General features: G+C 68.6%; 21 protein-coding genes and 1 tRNA gene. 6 read left to right on the forward strand and 16 right to left on the reverse strand.

Features of this window, described 5'->3' with window-relative positions:
• The first annotated feature begins 28 nt into the window (after nt 1–28).
• Nucleotides 29–3,154 carry a hypothetical protein gene (locus VLG41_RS13980; protein ID WP_325350011.1) on the forward strand — a complete coding sequence of 1,042 codons (3,126 nt, stop codon included), beginning with the start codon at nt 29–31 and terminating at the stop codon, nt 3,152–3,154.
• Nucleotides 3,155–3,241: 87 nt separating this feature from the next.
• Here VLG41_RS13980 and VLG41_RS13985 read toward each other — a convergent pair.
• The 10 genes from VLG41_RS13985 to uvrB form a co-directional block, all read right to left on the reverse strand.
• Nucleotides 3,242–3,316: transfer RNA gene (locus VLG41_RS13985), tRNA-Val, on the reverse strand.
• A gap of 56 nt (nt 3,317–3,372) precedes the next feature.
• Nucleotides 3,373–4,092, reverse strand: coding sequence for a DNA polymerase III subunit epsilon (gene dnaQ, locus VLG41_RS13990; RefSeq protein WP_325350012.1), 720 nt, complete (start codon nt 4,090–4,092; stop codon nt 3,373–3,375).
• Nucleotides 4,092–4,430: an ISC system 2Fe-2S type ferredoxin gene (fdx, locus tag VLG41_RS13995; RefSeq protein WP_325350013.1), complete on the reverse strand. Its 339-nt coding sequence runs from the start codon at nt 4,428–4,430 to the stop codon at nt 4,092–4,094. Before fdx ends, dnaQ begins: the two co-directional genes overlap by 1 nt.
• A 13-nt stretch (nt 4,431–4,443) precedes the next feature.
• Nucleotides 4,444–6,318: a Fe-S protein assembly chaperone HscA gene (hscA, locus tag VLG41_RS14000; protein ID WP_325350014.1), complete on the reverse strand. Its 1,875-nt coding sequence runs from the start codon at nt 6,316–6,318 to the stop codon at nt 4,444–4,446.
• A 41-nt stretch (nt 6,319–6,359) separates the two neighbouring features.
• On the reverse strand, nt 6,360–6,878 hold the full coding sequence (gene hscB, locus VLG41_RS14005; protein WP_325350015.1) for a Fe-S protein assembly co-chaperone HscB: 519 nt from the start codon (nt 6,876–6,878) through the stop codon (nt 6,360–6,362).
• A gap of 56 nt (nt 6,879–6,934) precedes the next feature.
• On the reverse strand, nt 6,935–7,258 hold the full coding sequence (iscA, locus tag VLG41_RS14010) for an iron-sulfur cluster assembly protein IscA (RefSeq protein WP_009515281.1): 324 nt from the start codon (nt 7,256–7,258) through the stop codon (nt 6,935–6,937).
• Between the two features lie 4 nt (nt 7,259–7,262).
• Entirely contained in the window at nt 7,263–7,649 is a 387-nt protein-coding gene (gene iscU / locus VLG41_RS14015; RefSeq protein WP_325350016.1) for a Fe-S cluster assembly scaffold IscU, read from the reverse strand.
• 17 nt (nt 7,650–7,666) lie between these two features.
• Nucleotides 7,667–8,884: an IscS subfamily cysteine desulfurase gene (locus VLG41_RS14020; protein ID WP_325350017.1), complete on the reverse strand. Its 1,218-nt coding sequence runs from the start codon at nt 8,882–8,884 to the stop codon at nt 7,667–7,669.
• Nucleotides 8,885–8,960: 76 nt separating this feature from the next.
• Entirely contained in the window at nt 8,961–9,494 is a 534-nt protein-coding gene (iscR, locus tag VLG41_RS14025; RefSeq protein ID WP_325350018.1) for a Fe-S cluster assembly transcriptional regulator IscR, read from the reverse strand.
• A gap of 251 nt (nt 9,495–9,745) precedes the next feature.
• A complete protein-coding gene (gene uvrB, locus VLG41_RS14030; RefSeq protein WP_325350019.1) occupies nt 9,746–11,842 on the reverse strand; it encodes an excinuclease ABC subunit UvrB in 2,097 nt (698 codons plus the stop codon).
• Nucleotides 11,843–11,894: 52 nt separating this feature from the next.
• Between uvrB and VLG41_RS14035 the strand changes: the two genes are divergently transcribed.
• Complete coding sequence (locus VLG41_RS14035; protein ID WP_325350020.1) at nt 11,895–12,503, forward strand: 3'-5' exonuclease; 609 nt, start codon at nt 11,895–11,897, stop codon at nt 12,501–12,503.
• Here the strand turns inward: VLG41_RS14035 and VLG41_RS14040 are convergent.
• Nucleotides 12,476–13,405 (reverse strand): alpha/beta hydrolase, encoded by a 930-nt coding sequence (locus VLG41_RS14040; protein ID WP_325350021.1) that lies wholly within the window; start codon nt 13,403–13,405, stop codon nt 12,476–12,478. The two genes, VLG41_RS14035 and VLG41_RS14040, sit on opposite strands and share 28 nt — an antisense overlap.
• Nucleotide 13,406: 1 nt before the next feature.
• The gene (locus tag VLG41_RS14045) at nt 13,407–14,597 is read right to left on the reverse strand and encodes a PLP-dependent aminotransferase family protein (protein WP_325350030.1); all 1,191 of its coding nucleotides are present in this window, start codon (nt 14,595–14,597) and stop codon (nt 13,407–13,409) included.
• 128 nt (nt 14,598–14,725) lie between these two features.
• Between VLG41_RS14045 and nth the strand changes: the two genes are divergently transcribed.
• Nucleotides 14,726–15,361 carry an endonuclease III gene (gene nth / locus VLG41_RS14050; RefSeq protein ID WP_325350022.1) on the forward strand — a complete coding sequence of 212 codons (636 nt, stop codon included), beginning with the start codon at nt 14,726–14,728 and terminating at the stop codon, nt 15,359–15,361.
• A gap of 48 nt (nt 15,362–15,409) precedes the next feature.
• On the opposite strand, the gene proX is transcribed toward nth, so the two are convergent.
• The 4 genes from proX to VLG41_RS14070 all read right to left on the reverse strand — a co-directional run bounded on the left by proX (nt 15,410) and on the right by VLG41_RS14070 (nt 19,378).
• Nucleotides 15,410–16,432 (reverse strand): glycine betaine/L-proline ABC transporter substrate-binding protein ProX, encoded by a 1,023-nt coding sequence (gene proX, locus VLG41_RS14055; RefSeq protein WP_325350023.1) that lies wholly within the window; start codon nt 16,430–16,432, stop codon nt 15,410–15,412.
• Nucleotides 16,429–17,550 (reverse strand): glycine betaine/L-proline ABC transporter permease ProW, encoded by a 1,122-nt coding sequence (proW, locus tag VLG41_RS14060; RefSeq protein WP_325350024.1) that lies wholly within the window; start codon nt 17,548–17,550, stop codon nt 16,429–16,431. Before proW ends, proX begins: the two co-directional genes overlap by 4 nt.
• 13 nt (nt 17,551–17,563) lie before the next feature.
• Complete coding sequence (proV, locus tag VLG41_RS14065; protein ID WP_325350025.1) at nt 17,564–18,763, reverse strand: glycine betaine/L-proline ABC transporter ATP-binding protein ProV; 1,200 nt, start codon at nt 18,761–18,763, stop codon at nt 17,564–17,566.
• 447 nt (nt 18,764–19,210) lie between these two features.
• Nucleotides 19,211–19,378 carry a hypothetical protein gene (locus VLG41_RS14070; protein ID WP_325350026.1) on the reverse strand — a complete coding sequence of 56 codons (168 nt, stop codon included), beginning with the start codon at nt 19,376–19,378 and terminating at the stop codon, nt 19,211–19,213.
• A gap of 98 nt (nt 19,379–19,476) precedes the next feature.
• Here VLG41_RS14070 and VLG41_RS14075 point away from each other — a divergent pair, with 98 nt between their 5' ends.
• From VLG41_RS14075 to VLG41_RS14085, 3 genes are all read left to right on the forward strand, one after another.
• Nucleotides 19,477–22,002, forward strand: a complete 2,526-nt coding sequence (locus VLG41_RS14075; protein ID WP_325350027.1) for an FtsX-like permease family protein — start codon at nt 19,477–19,479, stop codon at nt 22,000–22,002.
• A gap of 5 nt (nt 22,003–22,007) precedes the next feature.
• Nucleotides 22,008–23,198, forward strand: a complete 1,191-nt coding sequence (locus VLG41_RS14080; RefSeq protein WP_325350028.1) for a carotenoid 1,2-hydratase — start codon at nt 22,008–22,010, stop codon at nt 23,196–23,198.
• Between the two features lie 54 nt (nt 23,199–23,252).
• A partial coding sequence (locus VLG41_RS14085; RefSeq protein WP_325350029.1) for a FecR family protein occupies nt 23,253–23,730 on the forward strand: 478 nt, incomplete at its 3' end.

Below are 23,730 nucleotides of genomic sequence, written 5' to 3' on the forward strand. Positions count from 1 at the left end.
TTCAGCCCTTCTTCGCGATTGGACTCACATGAAAGTTCAGACACTGGAGAAATGGCCACGGAAGGACGTCATCGTGCGCCCGTCCACAAGCCCGTTGAACCGCGCATCGCCGGCATCCGAAGCCCCGTCGAAGGAGCAGCAAGCGGCCATCGACATCGCGACCGCACACGCGCAGCGGGCCAGCCAAGCCACCGGGGACGGCTCCGGCGGCGCCTCGCATGCGATACCGGGCGTTCCCTTGCCGTCGCAGGCGCCGCTGGTCATGCCGGCGGCAATGCCCGCCCTCCCGGCCGTGCCCGTCCCCGCGAAGTCCCTGCTTCCATGGGCTCCCAAGCCCGTCCCGCAAGGGGAGACGGCGGTAGAAATTGGGCAGAACGTGCGCCACCGGGCCGCGCTGACCGCGCACAACAAAGGTCTGGTCTACGGCGTTTGGGGCCTCGCGTTCTTGGCTCATGCGATCGTGGCGGGCGTCTCCGCAGGGGGCGTGGCCCTCGACAGCAACGCCTCACGCGTGCTCACCCTCTCGAGGTCAGTGTTCAGTCTCTATGACCTCTACAGCGCCGATAGCGACTTCCGCTACGCCAAACGCGACTACAAGAAGGCGCACTCGCTCCACAACAAGGCGCTGGCCTCTTGGAGAACGATGGCGGAGCAGGTGGACGGGCAGCCGCTGGACGAACTCTCCGAACAACTGCTGGCCGCGAGCCGCCACATGGTGGGGCTGCTCGCCGACATGCTCAGCGGTTTCGAATCCGCCTATCTGCCCACCGCCGCGGCCAACCGGCTGAAAGCGCAACGTGAACTGTCGCTGACAGCCGAAGACCAGTGGCTGGCGCGCCGACGGCTGCCTGATACGGTGGACAACCACGACAAAAGGGCCACGCTGCAGGAGGCGATGGACAAGACCCTTGCGCATCTCGATACGCTGCCCAAACCGATTGCGATGTTGGACACCAAGCGGCCCTCAAAGCCCCGCATCAACCGGCGTGACTACCAAGCCATGCAGCGCAAGCGTCGAGCGGACGCCCGAAAAATCCGCAAGATTGAAAAGGAAGGAGCCACGCATCCCGACCATGCGCAACTGGACACCTTGCAGAAAGAACAAGCCAAACAGCAGGGTGAGCTCCAACGCCTCAAGGCCTTCTTCAGCAAGGGCAAGGGCCCGGCCCTGTTCCTGCCCCCAGGTGACCTGGGCCTCAAGGAACTCGCGCGACTGCGGGACGACACCCTCACCCGGGCCAATCAGCCCCTCATCGTGGGATCCATGATCGCCGGTCTGATGGCGCAGTACCTGCCCATGGCGACCGAGGCGCTTGCGCAGGGCGTCGGCTTCGGCAGTGGCGTCCTCAGCGTCCTGTTGACCCCGTTGAACCTCTGGTTTTCCGCTCTCGACGCGGAGGTGGCCAAACGCGAAGTGCTGAATGCCGCAAGCGCTAGCCGCATAGACCACAAGGGCCTGCAGTACGCGGTCGCGCTCAGGTGCAGCTTGAAGGGCGTGTCCCACCAAGCCAGCATTGGCCATTTCGTGATCGACAACCAGATCTCGGCACTCCACCACGACATCAAGCGGCAACTCGCCTCGAAGATGTACGGCGCCATTCGCGGGCTCAAGGCGCAAATCATGTTCCTGGGAGTCACACCGGTCGTCGGTGTCGTCCTGGGCGGTGCTGCGCTGGGCCTGTTCATCGCTGGCAACTTGGCCACAGGGGGCATCGTCGGTGCAGCCGGTCTGGTGCTGGCCGGCGCCGTGCTTGGCCCCTACTTCCTCACTGTGCGGTGGCGTTTGCAGCAAGCCAAAAAGGACAAGAACGAGGACAAGAAAAACCAACGCATCGAGCAACACCTGAGGGAGGTGCTGGGCCCCGACTACACGCGCTGGATCTACACCCTGTCCGGGCCGGAATTCGATCGGCGCATGCAGGCCGTGAAAAGCAGTGCACCCGAGAAGCTGCGCAAAGGCTTGGAGCCCAATGCCCTGCTCAAACACAACCACGCGGTCTCCACCGAGTGGTTTTCGCGCGAGCTACTGCACGCCGCGCAACGGGCCAGAGACGAGGGTACCCCCGTGCCTGCCACCTATGCGAGCCAGTTGCTGGTGCGCATGGGCATGTCCGAGACGGAAGTCCAATTCCTGCAAACCTGCCTCCCGCTGTGCAGCAGTGATGAACACTACTTGACCGTCTGCCGCGCCACGATCGCATCCAAGATATACAAGATCAAGGTCTACCGGCCCGATCGCCTCCCTCACCACAAGCCGGCGGCCAGCCTGCAGGACACCGAGCAAGTGCTGGTCTCGCTACTGGGCGACCCAGAACACGCAGGCCTGCTCCAGGAGCTTCTCGCAGCCAGCTCACGCGATGCCTTGAATCCTTCGGGCGCCCTCACCACTCAAGGGCGCCTCCTTCGCGAGGAACAGCTGGCCAAGTTGAGATCGGCGCTGCTGATCCAGGGCGTGAGCGTCGACGACTTGAAGCGCTTCCGAAGTGATCGCCCCACTCACGGCTTGAACCTGCCCCACCAGCCGCTGAAGGGCTACAAGCTCCAGTGGCTTCTGGATGTACTGATCGATCCAAGCCAACACGTACAAGCACCACGGCCCGTGCAGCCCCTCACGCAGGTCCCCGAGTTGACAGCCCCGCTATTGGGCTACGAGGTGCTTGCCGGCGCCATCCAGCAAGTCGGCCATGAGAAGGTGAAATCCTCCGTGGTTCGCTGGCTGGAAGGTCCGGACTACCGCACACCGAATCCCATGGGAACGGCGGGACAATTTCTGAAAGAAAGCGACCGCAACCCCGAGGTGACGGATGACGTACTTGACGCGTTGAAAGCCTGGAAACTGCGCGAGTTGCAGAAGCTGAATGGCAAGCCAACGGTACCTCCCGGGTACCACAGCCTGGACAATTGGCTGCTAGACGCGTTGGAGGGGACCATCGCGCAATGCCAGAAGGTGAGCGCGGGCGTGCAGACCCTCAATGCGGAAGGCGAAAAGCGGGGAAGAAAGCTGCAGCGCCGCCACAACGATCTGGCCGTTGCAGCCCGACAGTGCAAACAGCGCCTGGCGCAAAGGATGAGGGAGCGAGGCCAGCCGGCGCCTCGGGCGGACAGGTCCCAGGGAGTGACCGCGGACCGGTCGCTTCTCCTGATTCCCGTGTGAAGAGCCGCTACAGGGCCGACCTTTGCTGCGGCCAAAAACCAAAAGGCCTTGCGATCGCTCGCAAGGCCTTTGGCTGGAATGGGTTCCTGGTGGGCGGTGCAGGGTTCGAACCTGCGACCCCTGCCGTGTGAAGGCAGTGCTCTACCACTGAGCTAACCGCCCGTTCAGCGGCGGTGGATATCACCGCTGACGGAAGCCTCGCATTATAGCCAGCTTTTTCAGGCCGCTTGCGGGGCCGCTTCCAGGCGACGCCACAGCGTCTTGCCCTTGCTCGATTTGTCGAGTTCGGCCAGCACAGCCTGGTGGGCCTGCGCCTCTTGCTCATTGGCGCGCAGCACGGGCAGGTCGAGGCGGCTCAGGTCCACCACCTCCACCACACCGCCCTCGCCTGCCGAGTCGCTCACCTCGATGAGCAGCGCGTCCTGGCCACGCGTCATGTTGATGTAGACGTCGGCCAGCAGCTCGGCGTCGAGCAAGGCGCCGTGCAGGGTGCGGCCGGAGTTGTCCACGCCCAGGCGGTCGCACAGGGCGTCCAGGCCGTTGCGCTTGCCCGGGTACATCTCCTTGGCCATCACCAGGGTGTCGAGCACACTGGCGACGATGTCCTTCACCAGCGGCAGGCCCAGGCGCCGGAACTCCATGTTGAGGAAGGCGACGTCGAAGGGCGCGTTGTGGATGATGACCTCGGCGCCGCGCAGGTACTCCACCAGATCCTCGGCGATGGCCGCGAACTTGGGCTTGTCGCGCAGGAATTCGTTGCTGATGCCGTGCACCTTGAGCGCGTCCTCGTGGCTGTCGCGCTCGGGGTTGACGTAGTGGTGCAGGTTGTTGCCGGTGAACTTGCGGTTGATCAGCTCCACGCAACCGATCTCGATGATGCGGTCGCCGTTCTCGGCCGACAGGCCGGTGGTTTCCGTGTCGAGAATGATCTGGCGCATCAATGGTTCTCTTTCGCGTGGTTGATCGTGTACTTCGGAATCTCGATCGTCACGTCCTTCTGCGCCAGGATGGCCTGGCACGACAGGCGCGACTGCGGCTCCAGACCCCAGGCGCGGTCGAGCAGGTCTTCCTCGGCCTCGTCGGCCTCGTTCAGGCTGTTGTAGCCCTCGCGCACGATGACGTGGCAGGTGGTGCAGGCGCAGCTCATGTCGCAGGCGTGCTCGATGTTCACGCCGTTCTCGAGCAGGGCTTCGCAAATCGAGGTACCGGCCGGCGCGCTGATGGTCTTGCCCTCGGGCGCGTACTCGGTGTGCGGGAGGATCTTGATCGTGGGCATGGGGTTCTTCGATTCAGACTTCTTCGATCTTCTTGCCGGACAGGGCCTGCTGGATACCGCGGTTCATGCGCTCGGCCGCGAAATTCTCGGTGCCCTTGGCCAGGGCCTCGCTCGCGGCCTCGATGGCCGCGGCGTCCTCGCCGGCCGCCGCGGTGCGCAAGGCGCTCATGAGCGCATCGATCGCAACGCGCTCCTCGGCCGGCAACAGGTCACCGTCGGCCGCCAGCGCGGTGCGGGTGGCCAGCAGCAGGCGATCGGCGTCCACGCGCGCTTCCACCAGCGCCCGCGCCTGCATGTCCTGTTGCGCGGTGGAAAAGCTGTCCTGCAGCATGCGCGCGATCTGCTCGTCGCTCAGGCCATAGGACGGCTTCACGTCGATATTGGCCTCGACGCCCGAGGTGAGCTCCTTGGCCGCCACGGACAAGAGGCCATCGGCATCGACGGTGAAGGTAACGCGGATGCGCGCCGCGCCGGCCGCCATGGGCGGGATGCCGCGCAGCGTGAAGCGCGCGAGGCTGCGGCAGTCGGCCACCAGGTCGCGCTCGCCCTGCACCACGTGCAGCGCCAACGCGGTCTGGCCGTCCTGGTAGGTGGTGAAGTCCTGCCCACGCGCGGTGGGGATGCTGCTGTTGCGCGGCACGATGCGCTCGACCAGCCCGCCCATGGTCTCGATGCCCAGCGAGAGCGGGATCACGTCGAGCAGCAGCAGATCGCCGTCCTTGCTGTTGCCCGCCAGGGCGTTGGCCTGGATCGCCGCGCCAAGCGCGACGACCTCGTCGGGGTTGAGATCGATGAGTGGATCGGTGCCGAAGAACTCGCCCACGACGCGGCGGATGACGGGCATGCGCGTGGAGCCGCCCACCATCACCACACCCTGCACCTCGTCCTTGGCAATGCGCGCGTCCCGCAGGGCCTTGCGCACGGCGTTCATGGTGCGCGCGGTGAGCGCCTCGGTGCAGGCCTCGAAGTCGGCCACGCCCACCGCCTGCTCCACCGCGCGACCACCCAGCGTGGTGCGGAAATATTCTTGCGGCGCGATCGAGAGGGCCTCTTTCACGCGGCGCGCTTCCTTGTGCAGTGCCGCACGCGCCGAAGCGTCGAGCGCGTCGGCGCTGATGCCCTGTCGTTGCAGCACCCAGGCCGCCAGGGCCTGGTCGTAGTCGTCGCCACCCAGCGCGGAGTCGCCGCCCGTGGCCAGCACCTCGAACACGCCGCGCGTGAGGCGCAGGATGGAAATGTCGAAGGTGCCGCCGCCCAGGTCGTACACGGCGTAGACGCCCTCGGCGCCGTTGTCCAGGCCGTAGGCGATGGCCGCGGCCGTGGGTTCGTTGATCAGGCGCAGCACTTCGATGCCGGCCAGCCTGGCGGCGTCCTTGGTGGCCTGGCGCTGCGCGTCGTCGAAGTAGGCGGGCACGGTGATGACGGCGCCGAACAGGTCGTCGACGAAGCTGTCCTCGGCGCGGTAGCGCAGCGTGGCCAGGATCTCGGCGCTCACCTCCATGGGCGTCTTGCGGCCCGCCACGGTGTCGATCTGCGCCATGCCGTCCTGCTCGACCACGGTGTAGGCGAGTTTGTCGACGTCGACCACCTGATCGCGCCGGCGTCCCATGAGGCGTTTGACCGAGCTGATGGTGTTGGCCGGGTCATCGACCTGGGCCGCCAGCGCGTCGAAACCGATCTGGCGACCCGAGCCACCGGCCGAGGCCTGAAGGTAGCGCACCACGCTGGGCAGGATGACGCGGCCCTGCTCGTCGGGCAGGCATTCCGCCACGCCGTGCCGCACCGCCGCCACCAGCGAATGGGTGGTGCCGAGGTCGATGCCCACGGCCACGCGGCGCTGATGGGGGTCGAGGGACTGGCCGGGTTCGGAAATCTGCAGGAGCGCCATCGGGTGGTCTGTCTTGTCGGTATCGCGGGGAACGGAGCCGCCTATTGTCCCTGCTGATCGAGCCGGTCCTCCACATCGCGCGCAAAGCGCTCAATGAACATGAGGGCTCTGACTTGACGCGCGGCCGCGGGCGCGTCGTTCTCTTCGTCCAGCGCGGCGCGCAAGGCCGCCAGGCGCTCATGACGCGCCTCGGCGACCTCGTCCGACAGGGCTTCCAGCGCCGCCACGCCCTCGGTCTCGTCGAGCGACTCGCGCCAGTGCATCTGCTGCATGAGGAAGTCGGCCGGCATGGCGGTGTTGTTCTCCGCCTCGATCGGCGCGCCGCGTCGCTCGCACAGGTAGGCCGCGCGGCGCAGCGGGTCCTTCAGGCGCTGGTAGGCCTCGTTGATGCGCACCGACCACTGCATGGCCTGGCGCTGGGACGCCGGATCGGCGCTCGCATGGCGGTCGGGGTGGGCCTGGCGCTGCAGGTCCTTCCAGCGCGCGTCCAGCGTGGTGCGGTCTACCGAGAAGGCCTCGGGCAGGCCGAAGAGTTCGAAGTCGCTGGATTGCAGGTTCATGGAAAAAGAAAGACCGCCAAGGCCTGCGCCGGGCGGTCGGTTCGAGGTGGCAACACTCAGATCCTGAAGCTCTCGCCGCAGCCGCAGCGGTCGCGCTCATTCGGGTTGTTGAACTTGAAGCCCTCGTTGAGGCCTTCTCGCACGAAGTCGAGTTGCGTGCCGTCGATGTACGGCATGCTTTTCGGGTCGACCAGCACCTTCACGCCGTTCTCCTCGAACACCACGTCCTCGGGTGCGATCTCGTCGGCGTACTCGAGCTTGTAGGCCAGACCCGAGCAGCCCGTGGTCTTGACGCCCAGGCGCACGCCCACGCCCTTGCCCCGCTTGGCGATGTAGCGCGTGACGTGGCGCGCGGCGGCTTCGGAAATCGTGACGGACATGGGCTCAGTTCGCGTGCTTCTTGCGGTAGTCGTCCACGGCCGCCTTGATGGCGTCCTCGGCCAGGATGGAGCAGTGGATCTTCACCGGTGGCAGCGCCAGCTCCTCGGCGATCTGGCTGTTCTTGAGCGCGGCGGCCTGGTCGAGCGTCTTGCCCTTGACCCATTCGGTCACCAGCGAGCTCGACGCAATGGCCGAGCCGCAGCCGTAGGTCTTGAAGCGCGCGTCCTCGATCACGCCGGTGCTGGGGTTCACCTTGATCTGCAGCTTCATCACGTCGCCGCAGGCGGGCGCGCCCACCATGCCGGTGCCCACCGTCTCGTCGCCCTTGTCGAAGGAGCCGACGTTGCGGGGGTTTTCGTAGTGGTCAACAACTTTTTCGGAATAGGCCATGGTTGTTCTCCTTCAGGTCAGTGGGCCGCCCACTGGATGGTCGAGAGGTCGATGCCATCCTTGAACATTTCCCACAAGGGTGAGAGTTCGCGAAGCTTGGCGACGTTCTCCTTGATCGTCGCGATCGCGTAATCGATTTCTTCTTCCGTCGTCCAGCGGCCGATGGTCATGCGCAGGCTGCTGTGGGCGAGTTCGTCGCTGCGGCCCAGGGCGCGCAGCACGTAGCTGGGCTCCAGGCTGGCCGAGGTGCAGGCGGAGCCCGAGGACACGGCCAGGCCCTTGATGCCCATGATCAGCGACTCGCCCTCGACGTAGTTGAAGCTCATGTTGAGGTTGTGCGGGATGCGGCGCGCCTCGTTGCCGTTGATGAACACCTCTTCGATGTCCTTCAGGCCGTTGACCAGGCGGTCGTGCAGGGCCTGGATGCGCTTGTTTTCCTCGTGCATCTCGGCCTTGGCGATGCGGTAGGCCTCGCCCATGCCCACGATCTGGTGCGTGGCCAGCGTGCCCGAGCGCATGCCACGCTCGTGGCCGCCACCGTGCATCTGCGCCTCGATGCGGATGCGAGGCTTGCGGCGCACGTACAGCGCACCGATGCCCTTGGGGCCGTAGGTCTTGTGCGCGGTCAGGCTCATCAGGTCCACCGGCAGGGTCTGCAGGTCGATGTCGACGCGGCCCGTGGCCTGCGCGCCATCGACGTGGAAGATCACGCCCTTCTCGCGGCAGATCGCGCCCAATGCCGCGATGTCCTGCACCACGCCGATCTCGTTGTTGACGAACATGACCGAGGCCAGGATGGTGTCGGGACGGATCGCCGCCTTGAAGGCCTCCAGGTCGACCAGGCCGTCGGCCTGCACGTCGAGGTAGCTCACCTCGAAGCCCTGGCGCTCGAGTTCACGCATGGTGTCCAGCACGGCCTTGTGCTCGGTCTTCACCGTGATGAGGTGCTTGCCCTTGCCCTTGTAGAAGTTCGCCGCGCCCTTGAGCGCGAGGTTGTTCGACTCGGTGGCGCCGCTGGTCCAGACGATTTCGCGCGGGTCGGCGCCGATCAGCGCGGCCACCTGCTCGCGCGCGGTTTCCACGGCCTTCTCCGCCTCCCAGCCCCAGGCATGGCTGCGCGACGCCGGGTTGCCGAAGTGCTCGCGCAGCCAGGGAATCATGGCGTCCACCACGCGCGGATCGACCGGGCTGGTGGCGCTGTAGTCCATGTAGATGGGGAAGTGGGGAGTGCTCATGGGCTTCTTCTGTCTAGCGTTGGACGAGGGCTGGCGCGGGCAGCGGCCGAAGCGCCGCCGCCCCCGGCCGCCCGGATCATTTGGAGAGGGCGCCTCCCAGGGCGAACACGGAGTTCGGCGCGTTCACGCGGATCGGCTTGACCACCGGCGTGCTGGAGATGGCGCGCTTGATCATGGGCGCGTTCTCGATCACCAGGCCCTTGGCGAGCTGCTCGTCCACCAGGGACTGCAGGGTCACCGAGTCGAGGAAGTCGACCATGCGGGCGTTGAGCTGGGCCCAAAGCTCGTGCGTCATGCAGCGCTGGCCTTCGCCCAGGCAGTTTTCCTTGCCGCCGCACTGGGTGGCGTCGATCGGCTCGTCCACCGAGACGATGATGTCCGCGACGGTGATCTCGGCTGCCTTGCGCCCCAGGGTATAGCCGCCGCCCGGCCCGCGGGTGGACTCCACCAGCTGGTGCCGGCGCAGCTTGCCGAACAACTGCTCGAGATAGGACAGGGAAATCTGCTGCCGCTGGCTGATAGCCGCAAGCGTGACCGGACCGTTGTTCTGGCGCAGCGCCAGATCGATCATGGCTGTGACCGCAAAGCGGCCTTTCGTGGTGAGGCGCATCGCAAGCTCCTTCTGTGTTGCTTGACCTTCGTGGTAAGGCCCGCCGGGCATTCGCCGTGGCGAACCCCTCCTCCACCCGCCCCGACCCTCGAAGGGTCTTTTGTTCTGCAGGGTTTCCCGACTAATTTTGTCGAATTCTACCTCAAAAGCTGAGCGTTTTGCTCGGCATTGTACCGGTATGGGGTTTGTGCCACTGGACAGGCGCCCGGACATCACCCCCGTTTCATGGAGTCGCCGGCCGCCTGAAACGTTCACGCGGCGCTGTCGTGCCCCGAGGCGCCGAACACGCGGGCCTTGAGCTGGGCGAGCTGGTCGCGCACCTGGGCGGCCTTCTCGAACTCCAGGTTGCGGGCGTGTTCCAGCATGAGCTTCTCCAGCCGCTTGATTTCCCGCGCCACGTCCTTCTCGCTCAGTTCCTCCAGCTCGGCGCGCGCCGCGCTCTCGGCGGCCAGGCGGTCGGCTTCCTTGCCCGCCTTCTCGCTGTAGACGCCATCGATCAGGTCCTTGATGCGCTTGTTGACGCTGCGCGGCTCGATGCCGTGGGCGGCGTTGTGCGCGATCTGCTTGGCGCGGCGGCGCTCGGTCTCGCCCATGGCCGCCTTCATGGAATCGGTGATCTTGTCGGCGTAGAGGATGGCCTTGCCATTGACGTTGCGCGCCGCGCGGCCGATGGTCTGGATCAGGCTGCGCTCGGAACGCAGGAAGCCCTCCTTGTCGGCGTCCAGGATGGCCACGAGCGACACCTCGGGGATGTCCAGCCCCTCGCGCAGCAGGTTGATGCCCACCAGCACGTCGAAGGCGCCCAGGCGCAGGTCGCGGATGATCTCCACGCGCTCGACGGTGTCGATGTCGCTGTGCAGGTAGCGCACCTTCACGCCGTTTTCGGTCAGGTAGTCGGTGAGCTGCTCGGCCATGCGCTTGGTCAGCGTGGTGATGAGCACGCGCTCCTGCTGCTGCACGCGCTGACGGATTTCCTGCAGCACGTCGTCCACCTGGTGCATGGCGGGGCGCACCTCCAGCTCCGGGTCCACCAGGCCGGTGGGCCGCACCAGCTGTTCGACCACCTTGCTGGCGTGGGTCTTCTCGTAGTCGGCCGGCGTGGCCGAGACGAACACCACCTGGCGCATGCGCTGCTCGAACTCGTCGAACTTCAGCGGCCGGTTGTCCAGCGCGCTGGGCAGGCGAAAGCCGTATTCCACCAGCGTGGTCTTGCGCGCGCGGTCGCCGTTGTACATGCCGCCGAGCTGGCCGATGAGCACGTGGCTTTCGTCCAGGAACATCACCGCGTCGCGCGGCAGGTAGTCGGTCAGCGTGGACGGCGGATCGCCCGGGCGCGCTTGCGAGAGGTGGCGCGTGTAGTTCTCGATGCCTTTGCAGTGGCCCACCTCGCTGAGCATTTCCAGGTCGAAGCGGGTGCGCTGCTCCAGGCGCTGCGCCTCCACCAGCTTGCCCGCGCTCACCAGTTCCTTCAGGCGCTGGTCGAGCTCGAGCTTGATGGTTTCCACCGCCTGCAGCACCTGCTCGCGCGGCGTCACGTAGTGGCTGCTGGGGAATACGGTGAAGCGCGGGATCTTCTGGCGCACCTTGCCGGTGAGCGGGTCGAAGAGCTGCAGGCTTTCGATCTCGTCGTCGAACAACTCGATGCGGATCGCCATCTCGGAGTGCTCGGCCGGGAACACGTCGATGGTGTCGCCGCGCACGCGGAACTTGCCGCGGCCGAACTCCATTTCGTTGCGCGTGTATTGCATGCGCACCAACTGCGCGATCACGTCGCGCTGGCCCAGCTTGTCGCCCACGCGCAGGGTCATCACCATCTGGTGGTAGCTCTCGGGCTTGCCGATGCCGTAGATGGCCGAGACGGTGGCGACGATGAGCACGTCGCGCCGCTCCAGAATGCTCTTGGTGCAGGAGAGGCGCATCTGCTCGATGTGCTCGTTGATCGCGCTGTCCTTCTCGATGAACAGGTCGCGCTGCGGCACGTAGGCCTCGGGCTGGTAGTAGTCGTAGTAGCTGACGAAGTACTCGACGGCGTTCTTGGGAAAGAACTCGCGGAATTCGCTGTAGAGCTGGGCGGCCAGGGTCTTGTTGGGCGCGAAGACGATCGCCGGGCGGCCGATGCGCGCGATCACGTTGGCCATGGTGAAGGTCTTGCCCGAGCCGGTCACGCCCAGCAGGGTCTGGAAGACCTCGCCGTCGTTGATGCCCTCGACGAGCTGGTCGATGGCCTCGGGCTGGTCCCCCGCCGGTGGGTAGGGCAGGAACAGCTCGAAGGGGGAGTTGGGGAAGCGCACGAACTCGCCCTGGGTGGGGGCCTCGCTCGCCACTTCCTGCAGCAGGGGGGTGGTCATCCGGGAAATTGTGCCGGAAGGGGGATGGCCCTGGCCGCTATGCTGGCGCCCCATGACCGCGCGCGAAACCCGCCCCACGCCCGACAGGGAAGCCATCGACGCCCTGCCCCCGTTCCCGCCGCTGGAACTCTCGCGCATCGCCCTGGTGCGCACGGCCGACGGGGCCGTGGAAGCGGCCGCCGCGCTGGCCGAGCACCCGGTCTGGGGCTTCGACACCGAGTCCAAGCCCACCTTCTTCAAGGACCAGGTGTCCGACGGCCCGCACATCGTGCAACTGGCCGTCGCCGAGCGCGCCTGGGTGTTCCAGCTCACCGACGCCGGCTGCCGCGCGGCCGTGGCGGCCCTGCTGGCCAACGCGGCCCACGCCAAGGCCGGCTTCGGCCTGCGCGACGACAACCTGCGGGTGCGCGCCAAGCTGGGCATCGAGCCGGCGGGCGTGATCGAGCTCAACGCCCTCTTCCGCGCCCAGGGCTACCGCAAGGACATGGGCGTGCGCGCGGCGGTGGCGGTGCTGTTCGGCCAGCGCTTCGCCAAGAGCAAGAAGGCGGCCACCAGCAACTGGGCCGCCGCCAGCTTGAGCGAATCGCAACTGCTCTATGCCGCCAACGACGCCTGGGCGGCGTACCGCGTGGCTCAGGCCTTGGGCGTGGAGGCCGGCTGAGTCACGTTGGCCAGCCAGTCCTTGAGCACCGCGTGAAACTCCGCGGGTTTCTGTTTCATGATCCAGTGGCCTGTGTCGAGTGACTTGGCCGCGCAGCCGGTGGTGCGGTTGAGGTGCCGCACCCAGCGGCTGGAATGGAACATGAAGGGCTTGCGCCGGCCATAGACGAACAGACCCGGCAGGTTCTCGCCGATCAGGCGGTCGGCGTGGCCCGCGCCGCGCAGGCCGCCGAAGGCGTTGAACCAGCGCATGGCGTAGGGGTAGTTCATCTCCCAGCCGATGAGCGCCGGGTCGTTGCGGCAGCCGATCTTGCGGGCCATCCAGCGCGTCATGCGGTTGGCCAGGCCGGGGGTGTGGGGGCCCAGCGCCCAGGCCACGGCCAGCCAGAGCTGGTAGCCCGAAATCATGAGCTTCTCGCGCCAGCCCAGGGACTCGAAGTAGTCGCTGGAGCCCACGTCGCCGATGTCCAGCGCCACGATGCGCGCCACGCGCTCGGTGTGGCGCTTGGCGTAGGTGTAGCCGAAGGCGCAGCCCCAGTCGTGCAGCAGCAGCGTGACGCGCTGGTCGGGGCTCACGGCGTCCACGATGCGCGCGATCAGCGCCACGATGTCGCTCTGGCTCATGGGCCGCGGGCCGCGCGCCAGGTCGAAGCCCGGCAGGTGAAAGCGCACGCAGCGCCACTCGGGCACCAATGCGGCCACGGTGCCGTCCCACAGCGCGGGCGTGTCGGGCCAGCCATGCACCATCACCACCGTCTGTGGCCCCACGCCGTCGATGAAGACATCGACGTCGTCGATCACCATTTCAGGCACGGGGCCCGGTTGTGTCGCGGGACCTCCGTCGTCGGCCTCGTCGGCCTCGGTGGATGCGCGGATCGGGGCGGCGGTGGTGGTGGTGTTCATGTCACAAGGCTTTGCCCAGTCGTTGAATGCCTTCTTCGATCTTGTCCAGCGGCGCGGTGGCGAAGCTCAGGCGCAGCGTCGCGTGCACGGGGTTCGTGGCGAAGAACGGGGCGCCCGGCACGAAGGCCACGCCCTGCTCGATGGCCTTCTTCGCGAAGGCCGCGCCATCGGCCACCTTGCCGCCCGCCCCGGTGAGGCTGGCCCAGACGAACAGGCCGCCCTTGGGCTCCACGAACTCGATGCCATCGCCCAGCTCACGCCGCAGCGCGTTCGACATGGTGGCGGCACGCTCGGCGTAGATCTGGCGCACGCGCGACAGCGTGGCGGGCATGCGACCCGCCTTGAGGTACTGCGCCGCCGTGGCCTGGGCGAAGGTGCTGGTGTGGGCGTCGCTGAACTGCTTGCACATGGTGGCCTTGGCCAGCAATTCGGCCGGGCCCACCATCCAGCCCACGCGCAGGCCGGGGCTGAGCACCTTGCTCAGCGAGCCGCAGTGCACCAGCACGTCGCGCGCGCCGGGCACCTCGTCGGCCAGCGCCAACAGGCTGGGCGGGGGCGCCTCGCCGAAGTACAGGTCGCCGTAGGGGTCGTCCTCCACGATCAGCGTCTGGTGCTTCACCGCCATGCGCAGCACGGCCTTGCGGCGCTCCAGGCTCATCATGGCGCCGCTGGGGTTGCCGAAGGTGGGGATGAGGTAGACGAACTTGGGCTTGTGCTCGGCGATGAGCGTCTCCAGTTCATCGGTCTTCGCGCCCTGCCCGTCCACCGGCACGGTGAGCAGCTCGGCGCCGTAGAGGCGGAAGCACTGGATGGTGGCCAGGAAGGTGGGGCCTTCGACGATCACCTTGTCGCCGGGCGACACGAGCGTCTTGCCCAGCAGGTCCAGGGCCTGCTGGCTGCCGGTGGTGACGATGAGGTCGTTGGCGCCCACGCCGCGCGCGCCCTTGCTGGCCATGAAGGCCGCGAGCTGCTCGCGCAGCGGCTGGTACCCCTCGGTGGCGCCGTACTGCAGGGTGGCGCCGGGCTCTTCGCTCAGCGCGGCGTTCACCGCCTCGCGGATGCCATCCACGTCGAACAGGGCGCTGTCGGGAAAGCCCCCCGCGAAGCTGATGATGCCGGGCTTGCCCAGCAGCTTGAAGAGCTCGCGGATGGCGGAGGTTTCGACGTTGTTCAGGCGATCGGCGAAGGGAATGGAGTAGCTCATGCGGGCAGCGGGTGGGTTCGGTTCGGAATGGCGCATTGTCACCAAATCCGTTCGCGGCGCGCCCGCCCGGGCAAACCCTCGGGGCGGTGCATGGCGAGTGGATAGACTGCGCGCCCATGAAGCGCGAGCTGATCGAACCTTTCTTCGCCACCCTCAAGGCCACCAACCCCAGCCCGCAGTCGGAGCTGGAGTACACCACCGTCTTCGAGCTGCTGGCCGCCGTGCTGCTGTCGGCCCAGGCCACGGACGTGAGCGTCAACAAGGCCACGCGCAAGCTGTTCCCGGTGGCGAACACGCCGCAGGCCATCCTGGCGCTGGGGCAGGACGGGCTGGAGAACTACATCAAGACCATCGGCCTGTTCCGCAGCAAGGCCAAGCATTTGATGGAGGCCTGCCGCATCCTCGTGGAGCGCCACGGCGGCGAGGTGCCGAACACGCGCGAGGCCCTGGAGGCCCTGCCCGGCGTGGGCCGCAAGACGGCCAATGTGGTGCTCAACGTGGCCTTCGGCCAGCCCACCATGGCGGTGGACACGCACATCTTTCGCGTCAGCAACCGCACCGGCCTGGCACCGGGCAAGACGCCGCTGGCCGTGGAACTGGCGCTGATGCAGCGCGTGCCGCCCGAATACGCCGTGGACTCGCACCACTGGCTCATCCTGCACGGGCGCTACGTGTGCCTGGCGCGCAAGCCGCAGTGCTACCGCTGCGCGGTGGCGGCGTACTGCGACTTCACGCCCAAGACGCCGGGTTGACGCTGGCTGCAAGCCAGCGCCCGGAAGCCGACGTCCCGCAGACGGGCCTCAGCCCTTCACCGCCGCCTTCGCCTCGGCGATCCAGCCGTCGAAGGTTTTCTGGTTCGCCTTGATCCAGGCGTCGACGTGGCGCTGAATGTCGGCCGGCTTGTTCTCGCCGTCGCGCATGCGCAGGTTCTGGGCGTTGATGTCGCCCACCGACAGCTTCATGACCTCGAACAGCTTGCCCGCCGCCGGGTTCTTCTCCACGAAGGCGCGGTTGGCCACGATGCGCTGCGTGTTGATCACGAAGCCGTAGTTCTGGCCGTTGGGCAGCTGGGTGTCCAGCTTGGCCTGCTCACCGGGCAGCGAGGAGAACGGCACCTGCAGCCACACCACGTCCTGGCCCGGGCGCAGCACGCCGCTCACCCAGTAGGGCGTCCAGGTGTAGTAGAGGATGGGCTGGCCCTGCTTGTAGCGGGTGATGGTGTCGGCGATCAGCGCGGAGTAGCTGCCCTGCACGTGGCGCACGGTGTCGCGCAGCTTGTAGGCGCCCAACTGGTGTTCGATCACCGCCTCGCAGCCCCAGCCGGGGTTGCAGCCGGTCAGGTCGGCCTTGCCGTCGCCATCGGCGTCGAAGAGCTTGGCGATCTCGGGCTTCTGCAGTTGCGCGAGGTTGGTGATCTTGTGCGCGTCGGCGGTCTTCTTGTCGATGAGGTAGCCCTGGGCCGCGCCGGGGGAGAAGGCACCGGTGCGCGAGAGCTTGGCGTCGCCACCGGCGTTCTTGTAGAAGTCGGCGTGCAGCGGGTCCCAGTGGCTGGCCAGGTAGGTGGCGTCGCCATTGGCCAGCGCGACGTGGGCGGTGGCGTACTCCACCTCGCTGATCGGCTGCACCTCATAGCCCAGCGTCTGCAGGGCGCGGCCCACCAGCAGGGTCTGGAAGGTCTCTTCGGCGATGGAGCTCTTCACCGGTTTGACCACGACGCCCTTGCCGGGCAGGTCCTGGGCGATGGCCGTGGCGGCCGTCGCGGCCATCAGGCCGGCGGCGAAGAGCTTGCGCCACAGCGCGAATCGGTTGAACGGAAGGTTCATGCGGTTTCTCCTTGGGTGAGAGCGTTGGAGGAAGAAGGTGAAGGGTTGCGGCGGCGGCGCGCCAGCCGCAGCACCAGGCCGGCGGGCCCGGTCTGCCACCAGTGGCGCGCGCCGCGGCGCGGCTGGCCCATGGCCTGCGTGATGCGGTCCAGCGTGATGGCCAACAGCACGATGCCCAGGCCACCGACCGTGGCCAGGCCCATGTCCAGGCGGCCGATGCCGCGCAGCACCATCTGGCCCAGGCCGCCGACGGCGATCATGGAAGCGATGACCACCATGGACAGCGAGAGCATCAGCGCCTGGTTGATGCCGGCCATGATGGAGGGCATGGCCAGCGGCAGTTGCACCTTGACCAGCAACTGCCAGGGCGAGGCACCGTAGGCCTTGGCGGCCTCGATCAGATCGGGCCGCACCTGGCGGATGCCCAGCGTCGTCAGGCGCACCAGGGGCGGCAGAGCGAACACGATGGTCACGATCACGCCGGGCACGTTGCCGATGCCGAACAGCATCACCACCGGCACCAGGTAGACGAAGGCCGGCGTGGTCTGCATCGCGTCGAGCACGGGCCGCACGACACGCTGCGCGCGGTCGCTGCTGGCCAGCGCCACGCCCAGCGGCAGGCCGATCAGCACGCAGAAGGCCAGCGAGGTCAGCACCAGCGACAGCGTGACCATGGCCTCGGGCCAGATGCCCAGCACCGACACCAGCAGCAGCGAGACCACCGCCCCGATGGCCACGCCACGGCCGGCGGCCTGCCAGGCGATCAGGCCCAGCAGCGCCACCATCACCGGCGTGGGCACGGCCAGCAGCGCGGCCTCCACGCCGCCCAGGGTGGCGTCGATGGGGCCGCGCACGGCCTGGAAGAAGGGGCGGAACTGCTCCACGGCCCAGGCCAGGCCGCTGTTGATCCAGTCCTGCACGGGCAGGCTGCCGTCCCAGAGCTGGCTGAGCTGGAAGCCGTCGGCACCGGGCGCGGCGGCATCGGTCGGGGCTGTGCCCAGCCAGTCGCCCCCCGAAGGCTGCGTGCTGGTGGACCAGGCGTCGCCGGCCGGCGTCTGGGGCTCGGCGGCGGGCGCGGCGGAGGCCCAGGGGTCGGTGGTTTGGGTGTCGTCTTGCATCGCTGCTCCTTCCTCAATCGCTGCCGCGGTCCATGAACCGCAGCAGCGTGGTCTTGCTGATGGCGCCGACGTAGCGGCCGTTCGCGCCCACCACCGGCAGCGGCCACGGCGCCTGCGCCACCTGGCCGAACAGTTCGTTGACGGGGTGACCGGACTCCAGCGCCTGCACGCCAGGCAGGAAGGCGTGCTGCAGGCCCAACGGCCCTTCGTGGCCCTTGAGCGCGGCGCGCAGCGACTCCACGGACACCATGCCCTGGAAGCGCTCCTGCGTGCACACCACGAAGGCGTATTCGCGGTCCTGCTGCTCCAGCATCGACAAGGCCGCGCGGGCACCGCGCGTGGCGCTCTCGGCCACCACCACCTGGCTGCGGCGCGCAATGTCGCCGGCCTTGAACACGGCCGCCGCGTCCACGCCGCGCACGAAGTGGCGCACGTAGTCGTCGGCGGGCTGGCGCAGGATCTCTTCGGGCGTGCCCACCTGCACCACCTGGCCGTCTTTCATGATGGCAATGCGGTCGCCGATGCGCATGGCCTCGTCGAGGTCGTGCGAGATGAAGACGATGGTGCGGCGCTTGACCTCCTGCAGGCGCAGCAGCTCGCTCTGCATGTCGGTACGGATGATCGGGTCCAGCGCCGAGAAGGCCTCGTCCATCAGCAGGATGGACGGGTCGGACGCCAGCGCGCGGGCCAGGCCCACGCGCTGCTGCATGCCACCGGAGAGTTCGTCGGGGTAGCTGTCGCCCCAGCCGGCGAGGCCCACCTGCGAGAGGGCCTCGTCGGCCTGGGCCAGGCGCGCCGCCTTGTCCACGCCCGCCAGTTCCAGTCCGAAGGCGGTGTTGTCGCGCACCGTCATGTGCGGCATCAGCGCGAAGGACTGGAACACCATGCTGATGTCCTTGCGGCGCAGGGCGCGCAGCTCGCGATCGCTGTGCTCGAAGATGTTGCGGCCGTCGATCACCACGCGGCCGGCGCTGGGCTCGATGAGCCGGTTGAGCAGGCGCACCAGCGTGGACTTGCCAGAGCCCGACAGGCCCATGATCACGAAGATCTCGCCGGCCTGGATGGTGAAGTGCGCGTCGAAGACGCCGATGGACTGGCCGGTCTCGGCCAGGATCTCCTGCTTGCTGCGGCCCTCGCGCACGAGCGCGAGCGCGGCCTCGGGGTCATCCCCGAAGACCTTGAATACGTGGTCGATCTGAATGTCTTTTGCCATTGCGGCGGGCCTCCTGGTGGGTGGGCTTTGGGCAATGGCCGCCTCGGAACGTGCGCGCAGGCGGCCGCGGACCGCAGCCACGCAGCAGGCACTGAAGACGACGAAGCGACGACGCAACCAGCGCCTGTGCACGCCAAGGGGAACCGTTCAGCGGGCCTGGTCGAGGGGCGAGAACGGGGTGGCGCGACGCGGCGGCAGGTGGCTGGAAACCAGCCGGTGTGCCGGGCGGTAGCCCGGCGGGGGTGTAACCGGCGCCGCGACGGGATTCAGGAAGATCCGCGAGTAGCGCCCGGTGCGTCAACATACGTTGTTGACTGAATGGGAAACGACGATTGTAACTTTTTGATCTAAACGAGTCAAGCCTTGTCATCGGGCATCCGCTGGCAACGGCGGGCATCGGAAAACAAAAAGCCCGCCGAAGCGGGCTTTTGCCGGGAACCGCAGCGATCAGCCGCTGTGCGGGCGCTTGCCCGGGTTCTTCTTGCTGCGCGTGGCCACGCCGCGCTCCAGGCTGCGGCGCTGGCCACGGCCGGGGGTGGGCAGCACGGCGCCATTGGCAGCGACGGGACGGGGGGTGGCCTTGCGGTCGGCCTCGGTGACGATCTTGTTGCCCATGGCACTTTCCTTAGAGCGGCGGGGTGACGAAAAACCGGTATTGGACCACAGGACGCGCGCGCCTTCGCGCACCACCCTCGTGCCCGTATGCTGCCCGCATGCTTCGCCTGCTCGCCGCCGTCTCCTGGCCCGAATTCCGCCACCACCCCTGGCGCACGGCCACGGCCGTGTTCGCGGTGGCGCTGGGCGTGGCGCTGGCGCTGGCGGTGCAGCTCATCAACGCCTCCGCCCTGGCCGAATTCCGCGACGCGGTGAGCGCGGTGAACGGCCAGCCCGACATCGAACTGCGCGCGCGCCAGGGCACGCTGGACGACGCCCTGCTGGACCGCGTGGCCGCGCAGCCCGGCGTGGCGGCGGCCAGCCCGGTGCTGGAACTGCCCGCGCAAGTCATCGGCTCGCAAGGCGAGCGGCTGGCCGCCCGCCTGATCGGCGTGGACGCGCTGAGCGTGGGGCGCGTGGCGCCCGCGCTCATGCCGCTGATCAACGAACAAGGGGGCCGCCTGGACCTCTTCGCGCCCGACGCCGTCTTCCTCAACGCCAGCGCGCGTCGGGCCGTGGGCGACGCGCCCACGGCCCGGCTGCGCCTGGGCGCGGCGGAGCACGGGCTGCGCGTCGCCGGCCACGTGAACGCGCCCGGCGCGCCCGTGCTGGTGATGGACGTGGCCGCCGCGCAGGCCCTGGCCGCGCGCGAGGGCGCGCTCAGCCGCATCGACCTGCGCCTGGCCCCCGGCGCCACCGCCGAACGGGTGCTGGCCGCACTGGACCTGCCGCCCGGCACCCTGGCCCAGCGGCCCGAGCAGGCGGGCGAGCGCGTGAGCAACCTCTCGCGCGCCTACCGCGTCAACCTCACGGTGCTGGCGCTGGTGGCGCTGTTCACCGGCGCCTTCCTGGTGTTCTCGGTGCTCTCGCTCTCCGTCACCCGGCGCCAGGGCCCGCTGGCCTTGCTGGGCGTGCTGGGCCTGTCGGCGCACGAGCGGCTGCGTCTGGTGCTGGCCGAATCGGCCCTGCTGGGGCTGGTGGGCAGCGCCATCGGCGTGGCCCTGGGCAGCGCCGTCGCGGCCTTCGCGCTGCGCCAGTTGGGCGGTGACCTGGGCGGTGGTTATTTCACCGGCGTGTCGCCCACGCTGCACTGGAGCCCGCTGGCCGCGCTGCTGTACGGCGCGCTGGGCGTGGTGGCGGCGCTGGCCGGCGGCTGGTGGCCCGCGCGCGCGGCGCAGGGTCTGGCGCCGGCTCAGGCCCTCAAGGGGCTGGGCACGGGCGCGCCCGGCGCGCGGCGGCATGGCGCGGCGCTCGCCCTGCTGTTACTGGCGGGCCTGAGTGCGCTGGCGCCGCCCGTGGCCGGCATTCCGCTGGGCGCCTATGTGTCCGTGGGCCTGCTGCTCATTGGCGGCATCGCGGCGCTGCCGCTGGGCGTGTCGGCTGTGCTCGATCGCCTGGCGCCGCTGAGCGCGCGCCGCCTGCTGCCGCTGCTGGCCGTGGAGCGCGCGCGCCGCCTGCGCGAAACCGCCGCCGTGGCCACCAGCGGCGTCGTCGCCAGCCTGGCCCTCTCCGTGGCGCTGACGGTGATGGTGGCGAGCTTTCGCGATTCGGTGACGCGCTGGCTCGACACCGTGCTGCCCGCCCCGCTCTACCTGCGCGGCAGCGGCGCGGCCATGGACAGCCAGCACCTGCCGCCCGCCTTCGTGGACGCGGTGGCCCGCGTGCCCGGCGTGGCGCGCGTGGACACGATGCGCGCCGTGCCGCTGCAACTGGACCCCGCGCGCCCGCCCGTGGCCCTGCTGGTGCGCCCCCTGCGCGGCGACCCTTTGCCCCTGCCCCTGGTGGGCGAGGCCCTCGCCGTGGCCGCGCCCGACATCCCCGTCTACGTGAGCGAGGCCATGCCCGACCTCTACGGCGCGCGCGTCGGCCAGCCCTTGCCCGCGCTGGCCCAGGCCCTGGCCGCGCCCGAGGCGCGGCACGCGCGCTACGTGGTGGCCGGCGTGTGGCGCGACTACGCGCGCCAGCACGGCAGCATCGCCATCGACGCCGACACCTACGCCCGCCTGAGCGGCGAGCGCCGCGTGAGCGACCTGGCGCTGCACCTGACGCCGCAGGCCGACGCGCTGGCCGTGCGCGAGGCCCTCACCGCGCTCGCCCGCGCGCACGGCATTCAGGACGCCATCGAATTCGCCTCCGTCGAGCAACTGCGCGCCACCTCGCTGCGCATCTTCGACCGCAGCTTCGCCGTCACCGTGTGGCTGCAGGCCGTGGCCATCGGCATCGGCCTGTTCGGCGTGGCGGCCAGTTTCAGCGCGCAGGTGCTGGTGCGGCGCAAGGAGTTCGGCCTGCTCGCGCACCTGGGCCTCACGCGGCGGCAGATTCTGGGCGTGGTGGCCGCCGAGGGCTTGGCATGGACCGCGCTGGGCGCGCTGGCCGGCACCGCGCTGGGCCTGCTGGTGAGCCTGGTGCTGGTGCACGTCGTCAACCCCCAGAGCTTCCACTGGACCATGGACCTGGTGCTGCCCTGGACCCGGCTGGGCGCGCTGGCACTGGCCGTGGTGCTGGCGGGCACCCTCACCGCCTGGCTGGCCGGGCGCGCGGCCGCCAGCCGCGACGCGGTGCAGGCCGTGCGGCAGGATTGGTGAACCGCATGGAACACCTCGACCTCCGTCCCATCAACCGACGCCACTGGCTGCTGGGCAGCGCCGCCGCCCTGGCCTGGCCGCACGCGCCGGCGGGCGCCACCGCACACGTGCCGGCGGGCGCCACCCCACCCGCGCCAGCGCGCGACATCGCCCGCCCCGGCGACGCCCTGCGCCCGCGCGAACTGCAGTTCCCGCGCGACCACGGCACCCACAACGACACGCGCACCGAGTGGTGGTACCTCACCGGCCACGCGCGCGACGAGGGCGGGCGCGACTTCGGCTTCCAGATCACCTTCTTCCGCAGCCGCGTGGACGAGGCGCGCGATCTGCCCGGGCGCCTGGCGGCGCGGCAACTGCTTTTCGCGCACGCCGCCATCACCGACGTGGCGGGCCGGCGCCTGCACCACGACGAGCGCATCGCGCGCTGGAACGGCGAGCGGCCGTTGAACGCCGACCGCGGCGTGTTCGCCAGCGACACCGACACCGAGGTCGTGCTGCGCGACTGGTTCATCCGCCGTCGAGCCGACGGCGGCTACGCCACCCGCGCCGTCGGCGACACCCTGCTCATCGACGTCGAGGCCAGCGCACCGCAGGCCTGGCTGCTGCAGGGCGACCGCGGCTTCTCCCGCAAGGGGCCGGAGGCCGCGCAATCCAGCTTCTACGTCTCGCAACCGCAGTTGCAGGTGCGCGGCACGCTCGGCCTGGCGGGCCAGCGCTTCGCCATCACCGGCACCGCCTGGCTGGACCACGAGTGGAGCGAGGCCCTGCTGCACCCCGAGGCCGTGGGCTGGGACTGGATCGGCATGAACCTCTTCGACGGCCACGCGCTCACGGCCTTCCGCCTGCGCCGAGCGGATGGCTCCACCGTGTGGACCGGCGGCTCCTTCCGCGCGGCGAGTGATGCGCAAGACCCCAACGCCATCCACCGCTTCCGGCCGGGCGAGGTGGAGTTCACACCCCGGCGCTGGTGGACCAGCCCGCTCACGAACACGCGCTATCCCGTGGAATGGCTGGTGCGCACGCCGGCCGACTTCTACACCGTGCGCGCGCTGATCGACTCGCAGGAACTGGACAGCCGCGCGAGCACGGGCGCGATCTACTGGGAGGGGCTGTCGGACCTGATCGACAGCAACGGCCGGGTCGTCGGGCGTGGCTATCTGGAGATGACGGGGTACGCCAAGCGGCTGGTGCTCTGAGCCTTTGACGCCGCTCATGCGGTTTATCATCCCGTTCGTCAGACGGAGAACCCCATGGCCCACCCACGTCCCCACGTCCGCACCACCCGGCTGTCCATCGTGAGCGCCGGCCTCTTGTGCCTGGCGCTCGCGAGCGCGGCCTCGGCGGTGGAGAAAGCCCCGGTCGGTCACGTCAAGACCGTCAAGGGCCTGGCCACGGTCACCACCGACGGCCAGGTCGTCAAGGCCCAGCCCGGCACACCGCTGCATCAGGGCAGCGCGCTCAGCACGCAAGCGGACTCCAGCCTGGGCGTGGTCTTCGGCGACAACACCATCATGTCCTTCGGGCCGAACACCTCGCTCACCGTCGAGGAGTACATGTACGAGCCCAGCGCCGGCAAGCTCAAGCTGGGCGCGCGCATGGGCAAGGGCACCCTGAACTACGTGTCCGGCGGCATTGCCAAGCTGCAGCCCGAAGCCGTGTCCGTGAAGACGCCGACCGGCATGATCGGCGTGCGCGGCACGCAGTTCCTGCTCAAGGTCGACGAGGAGT

This window comes from Hydrogenophaga sp. (assembly GCF_035481345.1).
GTDB lineage: Bacteria > Pseudomonadota > Gammaproteobacteria > Burkholderiales > Burkholderiaceae_C > Hydrogenophaga.